At 72.5% G+C, this 16973-nt stretch carries 13 protein-coding genes; 6 read left to right on the forward strand and 7 right to left on the reverse strand.

Translation table 11 applies throughout. The features are described from left to right. A partial coding sequence (locus D7V93_RS17545) for a TIGR02266 family protein (RefSeq protein ID WP_341870936.1) occupies window positions 1-784 on the forward strand: 784 nt, incomplete at its 5' end. Then, entirely contained in the window at window positions 781-1722 is a 942-nt protein-coding gene (locus D7V93_RS17550) for a serine/threonine-protein kinase (RefSeq protein WP_120644501.1), read from the forward strand. The genes D7V93_RS17545 and D7V93_RS17550, both read left to right, overlap by 4 nt. Window positions 1723-1762: 40 nt before the next feature. On the opposite strand, the gene D7V93_RS17555 is transcribed toward D7V93_RS17550, so the two are convergent. Together D7V93_RS17555 and D7V93_RS17560 are read right to left on the reverse strand one after the other, a co-directional pair. Then, complete coding sequence (locus tag D7V93_RS17555) at window positions 1763-5815, reverse strand: AAA family ATPase (protein ID WP_120644502.1); 4053 nt, start codon at window positions 5813-5815, stop codon at window positions 1763-1765. Continuing rightward, entirely contained in the window at window positions 5812-7056 is a 1245-nt protein-coding gene (locus tag D7V93_RS17560; RefSeq protein ID WP_120644503.1) for an exonuclease SbcCD subunit D, read from the reverse strand. The genes D7V93_RS17555 and D7V93_RS17560 overlap by 4 nt, the downstream gene beginning before the upstream one ends. 516 nt (window positions 7057-7572) lie before the next feature. Here D7V93_RS17560 and D7V93_RS17565 point away from each other — a divergent pair. Continuing rightward, on the forward strand, window positions 7573-8253 hold the full coding sequence (locus D7V93_RS17565) for a hypothetical protein (RefSeq protein WP_120644504.1): 681 nt from the start codon (window positions 7573-7575) through the stop codon (window positions 8251-8253). 36 nt (window positions 8254-8289) lie between these two features. Here D7V93_RS17565 and D7V93_RS17570 read toward each other — a convergent pair whose 3' ends face one another. Together D7V93_RS17570 and D7V93_RS17575 are read right to left on the reverse strand one after the other, a co-directional pair. Further along, window positions 8290-9006 (reverse strand): lysophospholipid acyltransferase family protein, encoded by a 717-nt coding sequence (locus tag D7V93_RS17570; protein ID WP_120644505.1) that lies wholly within the window; start codon window positions 9004-9006, stop codon window positions 8290-8292. 14 nt (window positions 9007-9020) lie between these two features. After that, window positions 9021-9818: an SDR family NAD(P)-dependent oxidoreductase gene (locus tag D7V93_RS17575; protein ID WP_120644506.1), complete on the reverse strand. Its 798-nt coding sequence runs from the start codon at window positions 9816-9818 to the stop codon at window positions 9021-9023. Between the two features lie 180 nt (window positions 9819-9998). Here D7V93_RS17575 and zwf point away from each other — a divergent pair, with 180 nt between their 5' ends. Genes zwf through gnd form a run of 3 tightly spaced genes read left to right on the forward strand, consistent with a single transcriptional unit; the run spans window position 9999 to window position 13648 of the window. Beyond that, the gene (zwf, locus tag D7V93_RS17580; protein WP_120644507.1) at window positions 9999-11540 is read left to right on the forward strand and encodes a glucose-6-phosphate dehydrogenase; all 1542 of its coding nucleotides are present in this window, start codon (window positions 9999-10001) and stop codon (window positions 11538-11540) included. Then, on the forward strand, window positions 11537-12202 hold the full coding sequence (gene pgl / locus D7V93_RS17585; protein WP_120644508.1) for a 6-phosphogluconolactonase: 666 nt from the start codon (window positions 11537-11539) through the stop codon (window positions 12200-12202). The genes zwf and pgl overlap by 4 nt, the downstream gene beginning before the upstream one ends. An 18-nt stretch (window positions 12203-12220) precedes the next feature. Then, a complete protein-coding gene (gene gnd / locus D7V93_RS17590) occupies window positions 12221-13648 on the forward strand; it encodes an NADP-dependent phosphogluconate dehydrogenase (RefSeq protein ID WP_120644509.1) in 1428 nt (475 codons plus the stop codon). Between the two features lie 30 nt (window positions 13649-13678). On the opposite strand, the gene D7V93_RS17595 is transcribed toward gnd, so the two are convergent. From D7V93_RS17595 to D7V93_RS17605, 3 genes are all read right to left on the reverse strand, one after another. Then, window positions 13679-15313, reverse strand: coding sequence for an acetate--CoA ligase (locus tag D7V93_RS17595; protein WP_120644510.1), 1635 nt, complete (start codon window positions 15311-15313; stop codon window positions 13679-13681). Window positions 15314-15442: 129 nt separating this feature from the next. Then, window positions 15443-16270, reverse strand: a complete 828-nt coding sequence (locus tag D7V93_RS17600) for a zf-HC2 domain-containing protein (RefSeq protein ID WP_120644511.1) — start codon at window positions 16268-16270, stop codon at window positions 15443-15445. Next, window positions 16267-16824 (reverse strand): RNA polymerase sigma factor, encoded by a 558-nt coding sequence (locus D7V93_RS17605; RefSeq protein ID WP_120644512.1) that lies wholly within the window; start codon window positions 16822-16824, stop codon window positions 16267-16269. Before D7V93_RS17605 ends, D7V93_RS17600 begins: the two co-directional genes overlap by 4 nt. Between the last annotated feature and the right edge of the window lie 149 nt (window positions 16825-16973).

A 16973-nucleotide genomic window follows, 5' to 3' on the forward strand; every position in this document is an offset into this window, starting at 1 on the left:
GGCGTCGCCGGAGCAGGCGGCGTCCGTGGTGGAGGGGCTGGGCGCGCTGCTGCCGTCCGCTCAGTCCATGCAGTTGCTGGTGGCGTTTCGCGACGAGGAGGGGGCACTGGAGGTGAAGGTGGAGGTGCCCGGCTATCCGCGCGCGGCGGTGGAGCGGCTGGGCGAAGAGGTGCGCAAGAGCGGCGGCTCGTTCGTGGAGCTGTGGCGTCTGCCCAAGGCGGAGCGGGACGCGCTGAGGGCGCGGACGCTGGCGGGCGGCACGCCGTTCACCGGCGATGAGCGCACGCAGGCGGCGCAGGAGCTGCGACAGCACCTGGAGGCCCTGTCCGCGCGCGGCCCGCTGCCCTCCGTGCCCCTGCCGCTCTTCACCCCCGCGCCCGAGGCTCCGCCCACGTCACCCCGGGGGAGCGGCGAGCCGTACCGCGCGCCGGACGACGCGTCGCCAGAGTCGTCGCAGGAGACGCCGCAGCGCCGGGGCCGCCGCTTCGCCGTGAAGCTGGAGCTGGAGTTCCGCACGGAGCTGGACTTCGTGCGCGAGCACGCGCTGAACATCTCCAACGGCGGCCTCTTCGTGCGCACGGCGCACCGGCCGCCCCAGGACAGCGTCGTCACGGTGGACGTGAAGCTGCCCAACGGCCAGCGGCTGCAGGGCGAGGCGCTGGTGGTGCATGTGGTGGACGCGCCCTACACGGGGGGTGTGGGGCTGGCCTTCCTGAGCGACGACGCCACCTTCGCGGGGACGCTGGACGGCTACCTGGCGAGCCTGGTCGGGGACAAGGCGTGACGCAGGAAGGGGGCCCGGAGGAGCCGTGGCCGCGCGACCGCGGACGCTTCCTGCTGCTGTCGCGGCTGGGGCGCGGCGGCAACGCGGAGGTGTTCCGCGCGCGGATGCTGCAGGGGCCGCTGGCGGGTGAAGAGGTGGCGCTCAAGCGCGTGCGGCCGGAGCGCGCGCGGGACGCGGAGGCGCGCGAGCAGCTCCTGCACGAGGCGGAGCTGGCGCGGTGCCTGGATCATCCGCACATCGTGGGCTTCCGGGAGTACGGCGAGCAGGCGGACGGGCCCTACCTGGCGCTGGAGCTGGTGGACGGCACCGACCTGGGCCGGGTGCTGGCGCAGTGCCGGAGGCGGCGCATCGAGCTGCCCATCGACATCTCGGTGATGATGGTGCGCCACGTGCTGGAGGCGCTGGCGCACGCGCACGCGGCCACCAACTCCAAGGGCCGGCCGCTGGCGGTGGTGCACTGTGACGTGTCGCCGCACAACGTGCTGCTGTCGCGCGGCGGCGAGGTGAAGCTGGCGGACTTCGGCGTGGCACGCTCGCGCGCGAGCGCGGCGGTGGACTGGCGGCGCCTGGGCAAGCAGCACTACCGGTCGCCGGAGCTGCTCGCGGGCGAGGTGTCCGTGGCGGTGGACCTGTGGGCCGCGGCGGTGCTGCTGTACGAGCTGCTGTCGCTAGAGTCGCCCTTCCCCGACGGCACCGCGGAAGCGGTGGAGGCCTCCATCCGGGGCGGGCGGGTGACGCCCGTGCGGATGGTGGCGCCGGAGGTTTCGGATCCGCTGGCGCTGGTGTTGGACCGGGCGCTCGCGCCGCGCCCGGCGCAGCGCTTCTCCTCCGCGGAGCAGTTCGCCCGGGCGCTCGCGGCCCTGAGCGACGACCGGGTCGCGACCCCGCTGGCGGTGGCGGCGGTGGTGCGCGGGCTGATGGGCGCGGAGCCGGGCTGACGAAAGGCGGGGGATTAACCTCCCGCCCTGTCGTCCGGGGTCACGCCACCTGTTGTCCCGAGGGGACGACGAGGCCCGCGTCGCCTTCCACCACGAGCCGGCTGCGGCCGCCGCCCTGCTTCACCACGCGCACCTGCACGCCGATGCGCTCGGCCAGCCCGCTGACGTGGGAGATGATGCCCACCTGGCGGCCGGTGGCCTGGAGTGCGTCGAGCGTGGCCAGCGCCACCTCCAGCGTCTCTGGATCCAACGTGCCGAAGCCCTCGTCGATGAAGAGGGTCTCCACCTGCGTCGTCTCCGACGACAGCGAGGCCAGTCCCAGCGCGAGCGCCAGCGACACGAGGAAGCTCTCGCCGCCGGAGAGGCTGGCCACGCTGCGGACCTCGTCGCCCATGTCGCCGTCCACCACCTGGAGGTCCAGGTCATGGCCGGGCACGCGCTCCAGGCGGTAGCGGCGCGCCAGCTCGCGCAGGTGCGCGTTGGCGTGCAGCAGCAGCGCGTCCAGCGTGAGGCTCTGGGCGAACACCTTGAACTTCTTGCCGTCGTGCGAACCGATGAGGTCGCTCAGCGTCTTCCACACCTCCGCCTCGCCCTGGCGGAGCTCCAGGGCCCGGGCCTCCGCGCCGTGCCGAGCGCGGGCCGCGTCGTCGCCCTCCAGCCGGGCGCGCAGTGTGGCCTCGGCGCGGCGGCGGGCCTCGACGTCCGCGCGCAGCGCCTCGCAGGTGGGGGCGACGTCGGCTTCGGCCAGCGAGGGGAGGCCCGAGGCCTCGTGGCGGATCCGACGCTCGCGGCGCTCCTCCAGCACGGCGCGGGCCTGGGCCACGGACTCGCGCAGGGCGTTGAGCGCGCGGGCCTCGGCGTCGCACCAGGCGGCGTCGCGCGACAGCAGGGCCTTCAGCGCCTCCAGCGTGGTGCCGTGTCCGGCGAGGCGCTCGGTGAGGTGCGCCTGGGCGGCGTCGAGTGCGCGGACGGCCTCGGCGCGCAGGCGCACCGCGTCCTCCGCGCGCGCGGTGGCCACCTTCTCCTCCTGCTGGAGGGCTTCGGCCGCCTCGCGGGCGCGCTCGTAGGTGTCCACGGCCGCGTCGAGCCGCGCCTGCACCTCCGCGCGCACCTCCTGCGTGGGACGTCCCTGGAGCAGCCGCGCGCGGGCCCGTGACGCCTCCTGGAAGGCGGCGTCCTTGAGGCTCGCGCGGCCGGACGCGGTCTCCGCGTCCTCGTGGCGGGACTGGAGGCGGACCTCCTCCCGGGCACGGCGGCCCTGCTCTTCATCCAGCCGCTTCTGCGCGGCTTCGAGCTCCGCGACGCGCTCGCGCCACTTCGTCACCCGCTCCAGGCACTTGCCCTGGAAGCGCGCGGGATCCGCGGCGAGCTTGTCCTGCCAGGCGACCTCGCTGGCGAACGGAGGGGAGACCTCCGTGAGCGCGCGCTGCCGCGCCTCGTGAGCGGCTTCACGGCGCAGGAGCGCCTCGCGGTGGGCCTGCACCGCGCGGGCGAGTGCGTCCTCGGCCTTGCGCAAGGCTTCGGCCGCGCCCTCGCGCCGAGCGCGCCGGGTCTCCAGCAGGGCCCGGGCTTCGCGTGCAGCGGTGGCCCGGACCTCGGCGGAGGCCTCTTCCTCGCGCAGGGTCGCGAGCCGGACGCGCACGTCCTCCTGCGCGGCCTTCGCCCAGGCCTGCGCGGCGGAAGACTCCGCGTCGTCGGGAGGCGGCGCGTTCCTGGGAGACAGCGCGTCCTCTGCATTGGAGTTCGAGGCCCTGACCTCCGACGTCTGGGCAGCCTTCGTCCAAGCCTGCGCGGAAGGGGACCTCGCGTTGGAGCCAGACCCGCTGGAGTCCGAGGACGGATCCTCCGCTGAAGCCAGCGCGCCGTCCGCACCGTCGGAGCCAGCTTCTAAAGCACCCTGCCCCTTTGCTCGGCGTGACGGCTTCGCGCCCGGCGCCTTCCGCGTGCCCGTCGCGTCCGCGGAAGACCGCGTATCAGCGCCGGGAAGCACCGCCTGGAGCCATCGCTCGCGCGCCGCTCGCCAGGCCCCCTGGTGTCCCTTCCTCCTGCGCGCCGCCGTGTCGCGCCGCCCTTCCGCCTGCGTCGCGGCCGTGCCCGCCGTCGCCTGCCGCACGCTCGCCGCGCCTTCCTGCTTCGCCGCGGCATCCCGCGCCGACTCCAGCTCCACCACCCGCGCCGCGGCCTCCGCGACCAGCCCCTCGAGCGCCGCGCCCTCCCGGGCATACGGATGCTCGAGCGCACCGCACAGCGGGCACGCCTCGCCCTCCTGCAGCGCGGCCCGGTGCGAGGCCAACCCCTGCGTCGCCTCCGCGCGCGACTGCGCACGGCGCGCCTCCTGGAGCATCGCCTCCTGCATCGCACGGCGCGCCGCCGCTTCCTTCGCCTCTTCCGCCGCGCGCGCGGACACCTCGCGGTGCGCCTTCACCTCCGCGTCCGCTTCGCCCTCCACCGCTCCTTCCGCCCGCGCGCCCTCGCCCGCGAGCGTCAGCGCGCCCAGCGCGTCCTGCCGTGCCAGCAGGGCCTCCCGCAGCGCCCGCCGTGCCGCGCCGTCGTCCTCGCCCAGCGCCGCCTCCGCGTGGGTCGCCAACGCCAGCGCCTGGGCCTCGGTCTCGACCGCGCCCTGGTGCTCCTCGCGGCGCGCCTGGGCCTCGCTCCCCAGCCGGTCCACGTCCTTGCCCAGCCGGTCCACGTCCGCGCCCGCGCCCTGCTCCTCCTTCTGCGCGACCGCGTAGCGCTCCAGCTCGCGCTGCCAGCGGGGCCACTCCGTGGCCAGCGGCTCCCAGCTCGCATACGACGTGCGCCACGCCTGGGCCGCGTCCACCAATCCCTGGGCCTTCGCCTCCGCCGCCTGCACCAATGCCAGCGCCTCGCGCGCGGAGTCCTCCGCCGCCCGCGCCTGCTTCGCCAGCTCCGCCGTCTCCCGGGCCTCGCGCTCCGCCTCCGCGCGCCGCGTGTCCAGCTTCGCCGCTTCCTCCAGCGCCGGACGCACCGCGGCCTCCGCCTCCTGCGCCGCCGCCCGCGCCACCTCCGCCTGCATCCGCGTGTGGCGCTGCGCCGCCGCCGCCGCGAGCGCCGCCGCCGCCTGCGCCGCCCGCTGGACCTGTTCGGCCTCCGCGCTCGCGCAGCGCTGCTCCGCCGTCTCCACCGCCGACACGACCGCGCGGAAGCCCTCCGCCGCGCGCACCGACTCCAGCAGGGCCTCGCGGGGCGCCGCCGCCTCCCGCTCCGCCACCGTCCGCGTCAGCGCCGCTTCCGCCTCCTGCTCCCGCCCCACGAACTCCGCGCGCTGCGCGTACCAGGACCGCGCCGCCTCCGCCTCGCGCAGCCGCGCCTCCTCCCGCACGCGCGCGGCCTCCTCCTCGCCCCACTGGAGGCGCACGCCCTCGCGGTCCGCGTCCGACAGCAGCGCGATGGCGGCGAGCCCATGCGACAGCCGCTTCACCTCCTCCTGCTCCCGCGAGTTCTTCTCGTGCGCCGCGACCGACAGCCGGCTGTACACCTCCGTGCCCGTCATCCGCTCCAGCAGCTCCGCGCGCTCGCTCGCGTCCGCGCGAAGGAACGCCGCGAACTCCCCCTGCGCCAGCAGCGCCGAGCGGCGGAACTGGTCGAACGACAACCCCAGCCGCTCTTGAATCGCCTGGAGCACCTCGCCCTTGGTGCGGCCGTGCACCTGTCCGGAGACCACGTCCGTCAGGCTCAATTCCTGCGGCCGGAAGCGCCCCTCCGCGCGCTCACGCGCCCGCCACACGTTCCAGCGGGCCCGGTAGCGCCGGCCGTCCTTGCCCAGGAAGTCCACCTCCGCGTGGCCCTTGCCCGCCCCGCGCCGGAGCATGCCGCGCACGTCGTACGCGGACAGCCGCGCCTCCTCTTCCTCGTCCGCCCGGCCCACCAGCACCTTGCTGGGCCCGCCCAGCCGGGGCGTGCGGTCGAACAGCGCGAGGCACAGCGCATCCAGCAGCGTGCTCTTGCCCGCGCCCGTCGCGCCGGAGATGGCGAACAGCCCCAGCCGGTCCAACGGCGCGCGGTCCAGCTCCAGCGCGAAGTCCCCCGCGAAGCTCGTCAGGTTGCTGCCGCGAATGGCGAGGATCTTCACGACGCGTCCTCCTGCACCTGCGTGAGCAACGCGTGGAACGACTCCAGCAACACCGGCGACGGCGGTTCCTTGAAGTCCCGCGCGTACCGGGCGAGGAACACGTCCTCCGGCGTGCGCTCGCGCAGCGACAGCCCCGGCCGCACGTCCGCCAGCGCCCCGCCCGTCCCCGTGTAGAAGGGCGTCAGCTTCACGAGCCGCGCCGCGCGCCCCTCCAGCGCCTTCTCCACCTTGTGGCGCAACGCCGGCTCCGGCCGGGGCAGCGACACGCAGACCTCCAGGTACGGCCGCATCGACTCCGGCATCCCCGCCTCGCACGCGGGCAGCGCCGCGAGCAGGTCCAGCACGTCCGCGAGCGACACCGCGTCCCGGGCGGGCACCCGCACCATGTCCGTCGTGCGCGGCACCGTCAGCGGGCGCACCTGCGTGAGCGCCCCGTCTTCCACGTCCACCAGCAGCACCTGGTGCCGGTAGTGCGCCTCCGACAGGGACAGCGGCAGGGGCGAGCCGCTGTAGCGCACGCCCTCGCGGCCCCCCACGCGCTGCGCCTTGTGCAGGTGCCCCAGCGCCGCGTAGGTGACGTCCTCCGGGAACAGGTCCACCGGCAGCGCGTGCTGGTTGCCGCCCAATATCTTCCGCTCGCTCAGCTCCGACAGCTCCGAGCCCGTCATGTAGCAGTGGCCCATCGTCACCAGCCCGTGCCCGGAGCGCCGCCGCCTGCGCGCCGCGTCCAGCACCTCCGCGTACACGGAGCGCACGCCCTCCACCAGCCGGTCCACCGTCGCCTCCGCCACCGGCGGCAGGTCCGAGGGCCGCAGGTACGGCACCGCCGCCACCCACGCGCCCACCTTGCCGTGCGCGTCGTGCAACGGCACCACCAGCCGCTCCAGCTCCAGCGCGCCCTGGTGGCGCGGCAGTCCACCCACCACGCGCACGCCCAGCGCGGTGAACAACGGATCCGGCGCGTCCAGCCGCGCCGCCGAGTCGTGGTTGCCACCCACCACCACCACGTCCAGCTTCGGCAGCGTGCGCCGCGCCCGCGCGACGAAGTGGTACCAGGCCGCCTGCGCCTCCGCGCTGGGGTTGGCCGTGTCGAAGATGTCGCCGGCCACCAGGAGCGCGTCCACCTCCTCCGACTCCAGCGTGGCCAGCAGCCACGTCAGGAACGCGGTGTGCTCCGCTTCGCGCGAGACGTCATAAAGCGTGTGGCCCAGGTGCCAGTCCGACGTGTGCAGCAGGCGCATCCGGCGTTCACCCTCCCTCATGGCCCGGCCGCGGGCGCCAGCCGGGCAGACTCCCCCGGTGACGGCCCGACTCCAAGCGGCGAGCCCTCGCTCCCTTACCCGCCCCCTCTGACATTGTCGAAAAAGGGTGTCATTCCGCGCGCTTGCGTCCGTAGCCTTCCCAACGCGTCCTCCCGTTCCCGGCGCACGCCCCACGGCACTTCCGCGGCACCGCCAGCACGACCCGCGAGGACGCCCCCGGACTTCGCGCGTCCCCGGCGCCGCGTCGCACCGTGCGTGCTGCGCCAACGCGGTCCGTGCGCATCCATGACGTCCTGCTCCGAGTCACGTCCTCCCGCGCGAAAGGCCCCGGACGGAAGAAATGCAGGCACGCGGGATTCCACGCGGGTTCCACGCGCGCGGATTCCCTTCCGACCTGTTCGCGTCCTGGCACTGCAAGCCTGCCCGGCCCGCGACGGTGCACACGCGTTCGGATTGGTGGTCCACGCGCCGCGCGCCAGTGCACAATGCGCCGCCATGCTTCCCGGTGTCTCTTCTCCGCTCGGCATCCTCGCGTCCCTGCTCGTCCTGGGCGCCCTGGTCCTCTTCACCCTGTTCCAGCTCAAGCGTCGGCAGCGCGCCGCATGGGAGGCGTTCGCGAAGGCGAACGGGCTCATCTGCGCGGAGAAGCGACTGGAGGTGCAGGGGCGCTACCAGGGGCGGCCGCTGCTGCTCGCCACGGGGAAGCGGGGCGTGAGCGGCAAGAAGCGCCACACCGTCACCGTGCTGCGGCTGGACCTGGAAGGCGCGCTGCCCGCGGACCTGCTCCTGGAGCACGAGCGCCCCGAGGACAAGCTCCCCGGCGCCGCCACCCCGCGCGAGGAGCTGCTCGGTGACGCGGAGCTGGACGCGGCCTTCCAGGTGGAGAACCTGGCCCCGGAGGCGCGCCCCGTGCTGTTGGATCCCGACGTGCGCAAGCGCCTGCTGGGCCTGCGCGGCCACCGCCGCGTCAGCATCAAGGGCGGCTGGCTCCAGGTGGAGCAGCGCGGAGTCCCCGCGAGCGCCGGAGCGCTGGAGGCGTTGATCCGCGCGCCCCACGAGCTGGCCCGCACCGTCACCGCGCTGGCGCCCGCCCTGCCCCCGTCGCATGCGCTGGACACCGCGCTGCACGCGGACGCACCGCAGGACGAGGAGCTGCCCGGCTCCGAGCACGCCTGAGGGCCCCGGAGCCCGGAAGCTCGGAGCCTGGAAGCCTCAGCCCGCGAGCGCTTCCACGTACTGCTCGCGCACGCGCGTGGCCAGCTCCGTCGCGTCCGGCCCGAAGCTCTCCGGCGGCAGCGCGGGCAGCACTTGCACGATGACGTTCGCGCGCGGGCTCATCCACGGCCCGTCCCCGTCCACCAGCTCGCGCGTGCCCCGCACCAGCACGGGCACCACCGGCACGTGCTCCTCCAGCGCCAGCTGGAACGCACCGCGCTTGAACGGCAGCAGCTCCCCGGGCGAGTAGGTCCCTTCCGGGAAGATGAGGACCGGGATGCCCCGGCGCAGCCAGCGGCGGCACGGGCCCAGCAGCTGCTCCATCGACTTCGAGCTGCCGCGCACGATGGGCACGTACCCCAGCAGCGTCATCATCCAGCCCACCAGCGGGGTGCGGAACAGCGACGCCTTCGCCACGAACTTGTACGGCGTGAACAGCCCCATCACCGCGAGGATGTCCGCGAAGGACTGGTGGTTGACGACGTAGACGCACGGGCCCTTGGGCAACAGCTCCCGTCCCTCCACGCGCACGCGCCAGCCGGGCGAGGCGTGCAGCCACAGCCCGTAGCACCACCGGCACACCAGCACGTGCAGCCAGCGCCGGTCGGGGTCCAGCGGATACGCCACCACGAACAACACCGCGCCCAGCGTGAAGAGCACGGGCGCGGTGACGAGGAACAGCAGGAAGAACCACAGCGAGACGGCGTAGCGCATGGACGGCGGGGGCTTCAGCGCGCTGCCGGCGGCGTCATGTTCATGGCGAAGTTCATCGCGTAGTTGACCTCCAGGCCGCCGTCCACGACGAGCGTCTGGCCGTTCACGTACGCGGAGCCTTCCGAACACAGCCATTCAATGGGGCGGGCAATCTCATCCACGCTGGCCACGTGGCCCACCGGCACCTGCTCCTTCACCTTCTCCTCCAGGCCCGCCCATGCGTCGCCCATGTAGAAGCGGCTGGAGTCCGTGTCGATGTAGCCCGGGTTGACCGCGTTGACGCGGATGCCGGTGCCGGTCAGCTCCGCGGCCAGGTACTTCACCATGATCTCCATGGCGCCCTTCATCGCGCCCAGCAGGCCGTGGAACGGCAGCGGCATGCGCGAGTCCATGCCGGACACCGCGACGATGCGTCCCTTGCGCCCATCCATCAGCGGCACCGCGCGCTGCGAGCCCAGCAGGAAGCTCTTCACCGTCACGTTGAAGGTCTTGTCCATCTGGTGCAGCTTCGTCTGCATCAGCGGCGTGAAGACGGTGGAGGCCGCGTTGGCGACGAACACGTCCAGGCCCTTGAACTCCTCCTTGATGACGTCGAACACGCCGTGCAGGCTCGCGGGCTCCAGCTGATCCGCCATCACGACGCGACAGCGGCGGCCCAGCGCCTCCACCTCCTTCGCCAGCGTCGCCGCGGCATCCGCGTCCCGACGGTAGGTGGAGACGATGTCGTAGCCGGCACGGGCCAGCCGCAGGGAGACCGCGCGGCCCACGCCACGCGAACCCCCGGTGATGAGCGCCACGGGAGGAGTCGTCATGGACCGAAGGGATACCATGTTCCACACAGCCCTGGCGCCTGCCCGGCTGCCTGCCCGTCCGCCACGGGTGCCCCTTCGGGACAGGCGGGACGTCGGGCCCGCATCATTCCCCTGCAAGGCGCTTGCAGGACCGCCAGATTAGCGCCTTAAGGTCCCCGGTCGAACCGGAGGAGACACCGCATGGACGCGCAGGGAGTGCACATCGAAACCCATCCCCGGGAGGGCGAACCGGTGTTCAGCGCGGGGCGCCCGGACCCCTGCGCCATGGTCCTCTTCGGCGCCACGGGCGACCTGGCCGAGCGCAAACTATTCCCCGCCCTCTTCGAGCTCGCCCGCTCCGGCCTGCTCCCGGAGCACTTCGCCATCGTCGCCTTCAGCCGCTCCAAGCTGGACGACGCGGGCTTCCGCGCGCACGTGAAGGAGGGGCTGCAGAAGTTCGCCCGCACGCAGCCCGTGGACGAAGAGACGTGGAAGCGCTTCGAGCAGCAGATTGAGTGCGTCTCCGGAGGCTACGACGACCCGGAGAGCTTCCAGCGCCTGGACGCCAAGCTCAAGGACGCCGCGAAGCGCCATGGGACGCAAGGCAACCAGCTCTATTACATGGCGACGCCCGCCTCCACGTTCCCGCAGATCATCCACAGCCTGGACAAGGCGGGCCTGCTCAAGCGCGAGGAGCAGCCCGGGGAGAAGCCCTGGCGGCGGCTCATCATCGAGAAGCCCTTCGGCCACGACCTGGACAGCGCGCGCTCGCTCAACAAGGAGCTGGGCGCGGTGCTGGATGAGAAGCAGATCTTCCGCATCGACCACTACCTGGGCAAGGAGACGGTGCAGAACATCCTCGTCTTCCGCTTCGCCAACGCCATCTTCGAGCCGCTGTGGAACCGCCAGCACATCGACCACGTGGAGATCACGGCGGCGGAGACGATTGGCGTGGAGGGCCGCGGCGGCTTCTACGACGAGACGGGCGTGCTGCGCGACATGGTGCAGAACCACCTGCTCCAGGTGCTGGCCCTGTGCGCCATGGAGCCGCCGGTGTCCTTCGGCGCGGAGGACATCCGCGATGAGAAGAACAAGGTCTTCCGCGCGCTGCGCCCGGTGGACGGCCACGACGTGCCCGACAACGTCGTCGTGGGCCAGTACCAGGGCTACCAGGACGAGAAGGGCGTGAAGAAGGGCTCGCGCACGCCCACGTACGTCGCGATGAAGATGAACGTGGACTCGTGGCGCTGGCAGGGCGTGCCCTTCTACCTGCGCGCGGGCAAGCACCTGAAGCGCCGCATGACGGAGGTGTCCATCCACTTCAAGTCGGTGCCCATCGGCCTGTTCAGCGGCGGCGGCGCCACCTGCCAGCGGCTGCAGCCCAACGTGCTCACGCTGCGCATCCAGCCGCACGAAGGCATCGCGCTGTCGTTCGAATCCAAGGTGCCCGGCGAGGACGTCAACATCGGCGGCGTCACCATGGACATGGACTACGCGGAGAGCTTCAAGAAGCCCGTGCCGGAGGCGTACGAGCGGCTGCTCCTGGACTGCATGCGCGGCAACGCCACCCTCTTCGCGCGGCAGGACAGCGTGGAGCAGGCGTGGGGCTACATCACGCCCATCCTCCGCGCGCTGGAGACGGAAGCCGGAGGCACGCTGCACACCTACGAGAAGGGCAGCACCGGCCCGCAGGCCGCGGACGCGCTGCCCGCGAAGAACGGCCGCCGGTGGTCCCGGCTATGACGAAGCCGCTCGTTGTCCCTTCGGACAAGCTGGCCCTGGAGGCCTCCGACTGGCTGGCGCGCGAGCTCCAGAAGGCGCTCGCGACGAAGCAGCGGGTGAGCCTGGCGCTGTCGGGCGGCAACACGCCGCGCCCCGCGTACCGCCTTCTCGCGGAGCACACGCTCCCGTGGGAGCGGGTGGACGTGTACTTCGTGGACGAGCGCTTCGTGCCGCCCGACCACGAGGACAGCAACTACCGGCTGGTGAAGGAGTCGCTGCTCACGCCGCTGAAGCTCGCGGACGCGCAGGTGTTCCGCATGCAGGGCGAGCGCGAGGACCGCGACGCCGCCGCGCGTGACTACGAGAAGACGCTGCCTGCGAAGCTGGACGTGGTGCTCATCGGCTTGGGCGAGGACGGCCACACCGCGAGCCTCATGCCCGGCCACCCTGCCCTCCAGGAGCGCGCGCGGCGGGTGCTCGCGGTGGAGCAGAGCGCCAAGCCACCGCCGTGGCGGATGACGCTGACGTTCCCCGTGCTCCAGGGCGCGGGGGCGGTGCTGGGGCTGGTGGCGGGTGAAGGCAAGCGGGACGCCATGCGGCGGGTGCTTCAGGGCGATATGCAGTTGCCCGCGTCGCACGTGACGAACACGCAGTGGATGCTGGACCCCACCGCCGCAGGGTAGGCGGGGCTCGGAGGAATCATGGGAACGCAGACGAAGCCGGCGCAGTTCGGCGTGGTGGGCATGGGCGTCATGGGCGCCAGCCTCGCCCTCAACATCGCGGACCACGGCTTCCGCGTCGCGGTGTGGGACCGCCACCCGGAGAACATCACGAAGGTCCAGCAGCAGAACCCGAAGCAGGCCCTGGCGGGCTTCCCGGAGCTGGAGGCGTTCGTCGCGGGCCTGGAGCGCCCGCGCCGCGTCCTCCTGATGATCACCGCCGGGGCGCCGGTGGACCAGATGATGGAGCGGCTGTTCCCGCTCCTGTCGCCCGGCGACGTCATCATGGACGCGGGCAACTCCTGGTACCTGGACACCCGGCGCCGCGAGGCCCTGTGCAAGGAGAAGGGCTTCCACTTCCTGGGGATCGGCGTGTCCGGCGGCGAGGAGGGCGCGCGCAACGGCCCGTCCATCATGCCGGGCGGCCCCAAGGACGCGTACGCGCTGGTGCAGCCGGTGCTGGAGGCCATCGCCGCGCGCAGCGAGGAAGGCCTGTGCGTCACCCACGTGGGCCCGGAGGGCGCGGGCCACTTCGTGAAGATGGTGCACAACGGCATCGAGTACGCGGACATGCAGCTGCTCGCGGAGACGTACGACGTGCTCCGCCGCGGCCTGGGCCTGGAGACCGCGCAGCTGGGCGACCTGTTCTCCAAGTGGAACGAGGGCATCGCCGAGTCGTTCCTCCTGGAGACCACCATCAAGGTGATGCGCAAGCGCGACCCGGAGACGGGCAAGCCGCTGCTGGACCTGGTGCTGGACAAGGCCGGCCAGAAGGGCACGGGCAAGTGGACCGTGCAGGTGGCGCTGGACCTGGGCGTGCCGGTGCCCTCCATCGCGTCCGCGCTGGACGCGCGCAACCTGTCCGCGCACAAGGACGAGCGCGTGGCCGCGAGCAAGAAGCTCCACGGCCCCACCGTGTCGCTCTCCTCCGAGGAGCAGAAGGAGCTGGCCCAGTGGGCGCACGACGCGCTCTACGCGGCGCGCGTGGTGACGTACGCGCAGGGCATGCGGCTCATCCAGGCGGCGTCGGACGAGTACAAGTGGGGCGTGTCGCTCGCGGAGATGGCGCGCATCTGGCGGGGCGGCTGCATCATCCGCGCGAAGCTGCTCACGCCGCTGCGCGAGGCCTTCCAGCAGCAGCCCACGCTGCCCAACCTGCTGGTGTCGGAGGCGTTCGCGCCGGTGCTGGAGAAGCTGGCCCCGTCGTGGCGCAAGTTCCTGGGCACCGCGACGAAGGCGGGCATCCCCGTGCCCGTGTTCAGCAGCAGCCTGGCGTACATGGACAGCTACCGCAGCCCGGAGCTGCCGCAGAACCTCACCCAGGCCCAGCGCGACGCGTTCGGCGCGCACACCTACCAGCGGCGGGACAAGCCCGACGCCGGCTTCGTGCACTCCGACTGGTTGAAGTAGCCCCGACGCCGGAAACCGCCTGCGCGCCCCCTACTTCTTCTGGGTGGCGCGCAGCTCCGCGCGGCGGATCTTCCCGCTCACCGTCTTGGGCAGCTCCGCGACGAACTCAATCTCGCGCGGGTACTTGTACGGCGCCGTGGTCTTCTTCACGAAGTCCTGCAGCTCCTGCGCGAGCGCGGGCGACGCGGTGTGGCCCGGCGTGAGCAGCACGTAGGCCTTGATGCGCTGGCCAATCTTGTCGTCCGGCACGCCGATGACGGCGGACTCGGCCACCGCGGGGTGCTCCAGCAGCGCGGACTCCACCTCGAAGGGGCCCACGCGGTAGCCGGACGTCTTGATGACGTCGTCCGAGCGCCCCACGAACCACAGGTAGCCCTCCGCGTCGCGCACCGCGCGGTCGCCCGTGACGTACCAGTCGCCCCGGCTGCTGGCCGCGTTGGCCGCGTCGTCATTCAGGTAGCCCTGGAACAGGCCCACCGGCCGCTCCGGCTTCACGCGCACGGCGATGTCGCCCTCCTGCCCGTCCGCGACCTCTTCGCCCTGCTCGTTGATGACGCCCACGGTGAAGCCGGGGGACGGCTTTCCCATGGAGCCCATGCGCGGCTCCAGTGACGGGAACATGCCCACGATGACCACTGTCTCCGTCTGGCCATAGCCCTCGCGGATGAACAGCCCGGTGGCCTCCTTCCACGTCTCGATGACCTCCGGGTTGAGCGGCTCGCCCGCGCTCACCGTGTGGCGCAGGCTGGACAGGTCCACCGCCTTCAAGTCCTGGAGCACCAGCGCGCGCCACGCGGTGGGCGGCGCGCAGAAGGTGGTGACGCGCTCGCGCTCCAGCACCTTGAGGAAGGCCACCGGGTCGAAGCGGCCGCGGAAGTCGTGGACGACGTTGCACGCGCCCTCGCTCCACGGGCCGAAGAGCTTGCCCCAGGCGCACTTGGCCCAGCCGGTGTCGCTGAGCGTCAGGTGTCTGTCTTCAGGCTTCAGGTCCAACCAGTAGCGGCCGGTGATGAGGTGGCCCTGGCCGTAGCTGGCCTGCGTGTGCTGCACCATCTTCGGCATCCCGGTGGTGCCGGACGTGAAGTAGATGAGCAGCGCGTCGTCCGCGCGCGTCGGCGGGAAGGCCGTGGCCTGCGACCCTGGAAGCGCCTCCGACGCGTAGCGCGTCCACGGCGCGGGGGCGTCTCCCGTGGACACCCACGTCGTCACGCCAGACGCGTCCCTCATGCCTTCGAAGCGGTCCAGGCAGCTTGCGTCGGTGAGGACGGCCTTCGCTTGGGAGGCCTCCAGCCGGTAGCGGATGTCCTTGGCGGTAAGCATGGGCGTGCCGGGCATGAAGACGATGCCGGCGCGGATGCAGCCCAGCACCAGGAACCACCACTCCGGCACGCGCGGCATCAGGATGAAGGCGCGGTCGCCCTGCTTCAGCCCCAGCCCGTGGAGGAAGCGCGCCGCGTGCAGCGAGCGCTCCTTCAGCTCCTGGAAGGTGAAGCGCTGCGAGCGCCCGGACTCGTCGGACCACTGGAGCGCGGGGGCCTGGGGCCGCTCGGCCGCGTGCCGGTCGATGACGTCGGTAGCGAAGTTGAAGTGCTCGGGCCGCTCCCACCGGAAGTCGCGGCGGGCGGACTCATAGTCGACGGAGGCGCGGGGAGAGGACTCGGGCATGGGCAGGCTCCTGGTCTGTTCCGACAACCCCAGGAGCCTGACACGTCATCCCGCGTCCGGCGGTACCCACCCGCCCGCGCGGGGCGCCCGATGGTGGACGCTCCAGCGCGCGGGGAACCACGGGGTGGATCAGGGCGCCGCGGCGCCGCGGAGCTGCTGCGCCAAATTGCGCGCTTCGTCGCTCCAGCCGGGCTCGCCCAGGGACGCCACCTGGTCGAAGTCGCGGGCCGCGCGCGCGTCCTGCTTCAGCGCATGCAGCGCGAGGCCGCGGTTCCACAGGGCCTGCGCATGGCGGGGCTCCGCGCGCACCACGGCGTCCAGCAGCTCCAGCGCGGCCTGGGGACGACCCTCGTGCAGGGCCACCACCGCCAGGTCGTTGTCACGCGCCAGCGACGCGGGCTCGCGCGCCAGCACCGCCTGCGCCTGCTGCCACTGGCCGTGCAGCACGTAGGCCGCGACGATGCCGCGGAAGTCCTTGCGCTCCTCCATCTCCGCCAGCGGCCGCAGCGGCAGCGGCTGCTGCGCCTCCGCCACGTCGGTGCCACCGCGCATGGGGCTGTAGCGGCGCCACTGGTCCGCGCGCGGATGCGACAGCCGGGCCTCCAGCTCGCGCGTGGGCTGGTTCTCCAGGAAGACCACCGCCGGCACGTCCGCCACCGGCATCATCCGCGGCACCATGACGGCGCAGAGGCTGGCGGCCATGGCCAGCGGCGCCACCACGCGGGCGTTGCGGCGCACCCACGCGCCCAGCGTCACCACGTTGCCTTCCGCCCGCGGGGCGGGCTGCTCGGCGCCCGTCGTCAGGGCCCTGGCCGCCAGCAGCTCCAGCTGGAGCAGGTCCCTCAGGCCGCTCTCACAAGCGGGGCAGCGCGGCAGGTGGTGCCGGAAACCCTCGGCCTCCACCTCGGACAGCTCACCGTCCATGAAGAGGTGCAGCTTGGTGCAATGCGCGTTCATGACTGGACTCCCCGCTCTCGGGCCACCGCGACGCTTGGCAGCAGCAGTTCCCGCAGGTCCCTGCGCGCCAGCGTGAGCCAACTGCCCACGGTGCCCACGGGAACGTTGAAATGTTCGGCGATGGCCTGATAGCGGCGGCCTTCCGCGTGCAGCTTGTAGGCGTCCCGCAGGTGCGGCTTGAGCTGCTCGATGGCCGCCTGGAACGCCTCGTTGCCCACCAGTTCCCAGTTCTCCTGGTCCCCGTCCCCCGTCGCCGGCAGGTCCTGCACCAGCGCCAGGTGCGGCAGCCCGCGCACTTCCGTGCGCTGGCGGCGGCAGTGGTCCAGGAACCGGTTGGTCATCGTCGTGCACAGCCACGCCGCGCACGCCGCTTCCGTTCGGTCCTTCAGATGACCGAACTCCGGCAGGGCCCGCTCGAAGGCCTCCTGGACCAGGTCCTCTGGATCCAGGATGCCGCGTGCGCACAACCGGCGGGCCACGGCCAACAGACTCGGGCGGTGCCGTTGGATGAACGCCTCGAAGTGGCGCCGTTCCCGGTTGAAGAGGTTGGCCATGACGCAAGGACCCGGAGTGACTGGTGGGCTTCCTGACTAAAGACGCCGAGCGCCTTGTTTCTTGAGAGAAAAATGCCTGAAAGGGCAGACAAGCCGGCCCGGCAGGACGCTCAGCGGGCGGCTTGCGACCCTTCCAGCAGGGGCGGAAC

Origin of the sequence: Corallococcus llansteffanensis (genome assembly GCF_003612055.1) — a bacterium.
GTDB lineage: Bacteria > Myxococcota > Myxococcia > Myxococcales > Myxococcaceae > Corallococcus > Corallococcus llansteffanensis.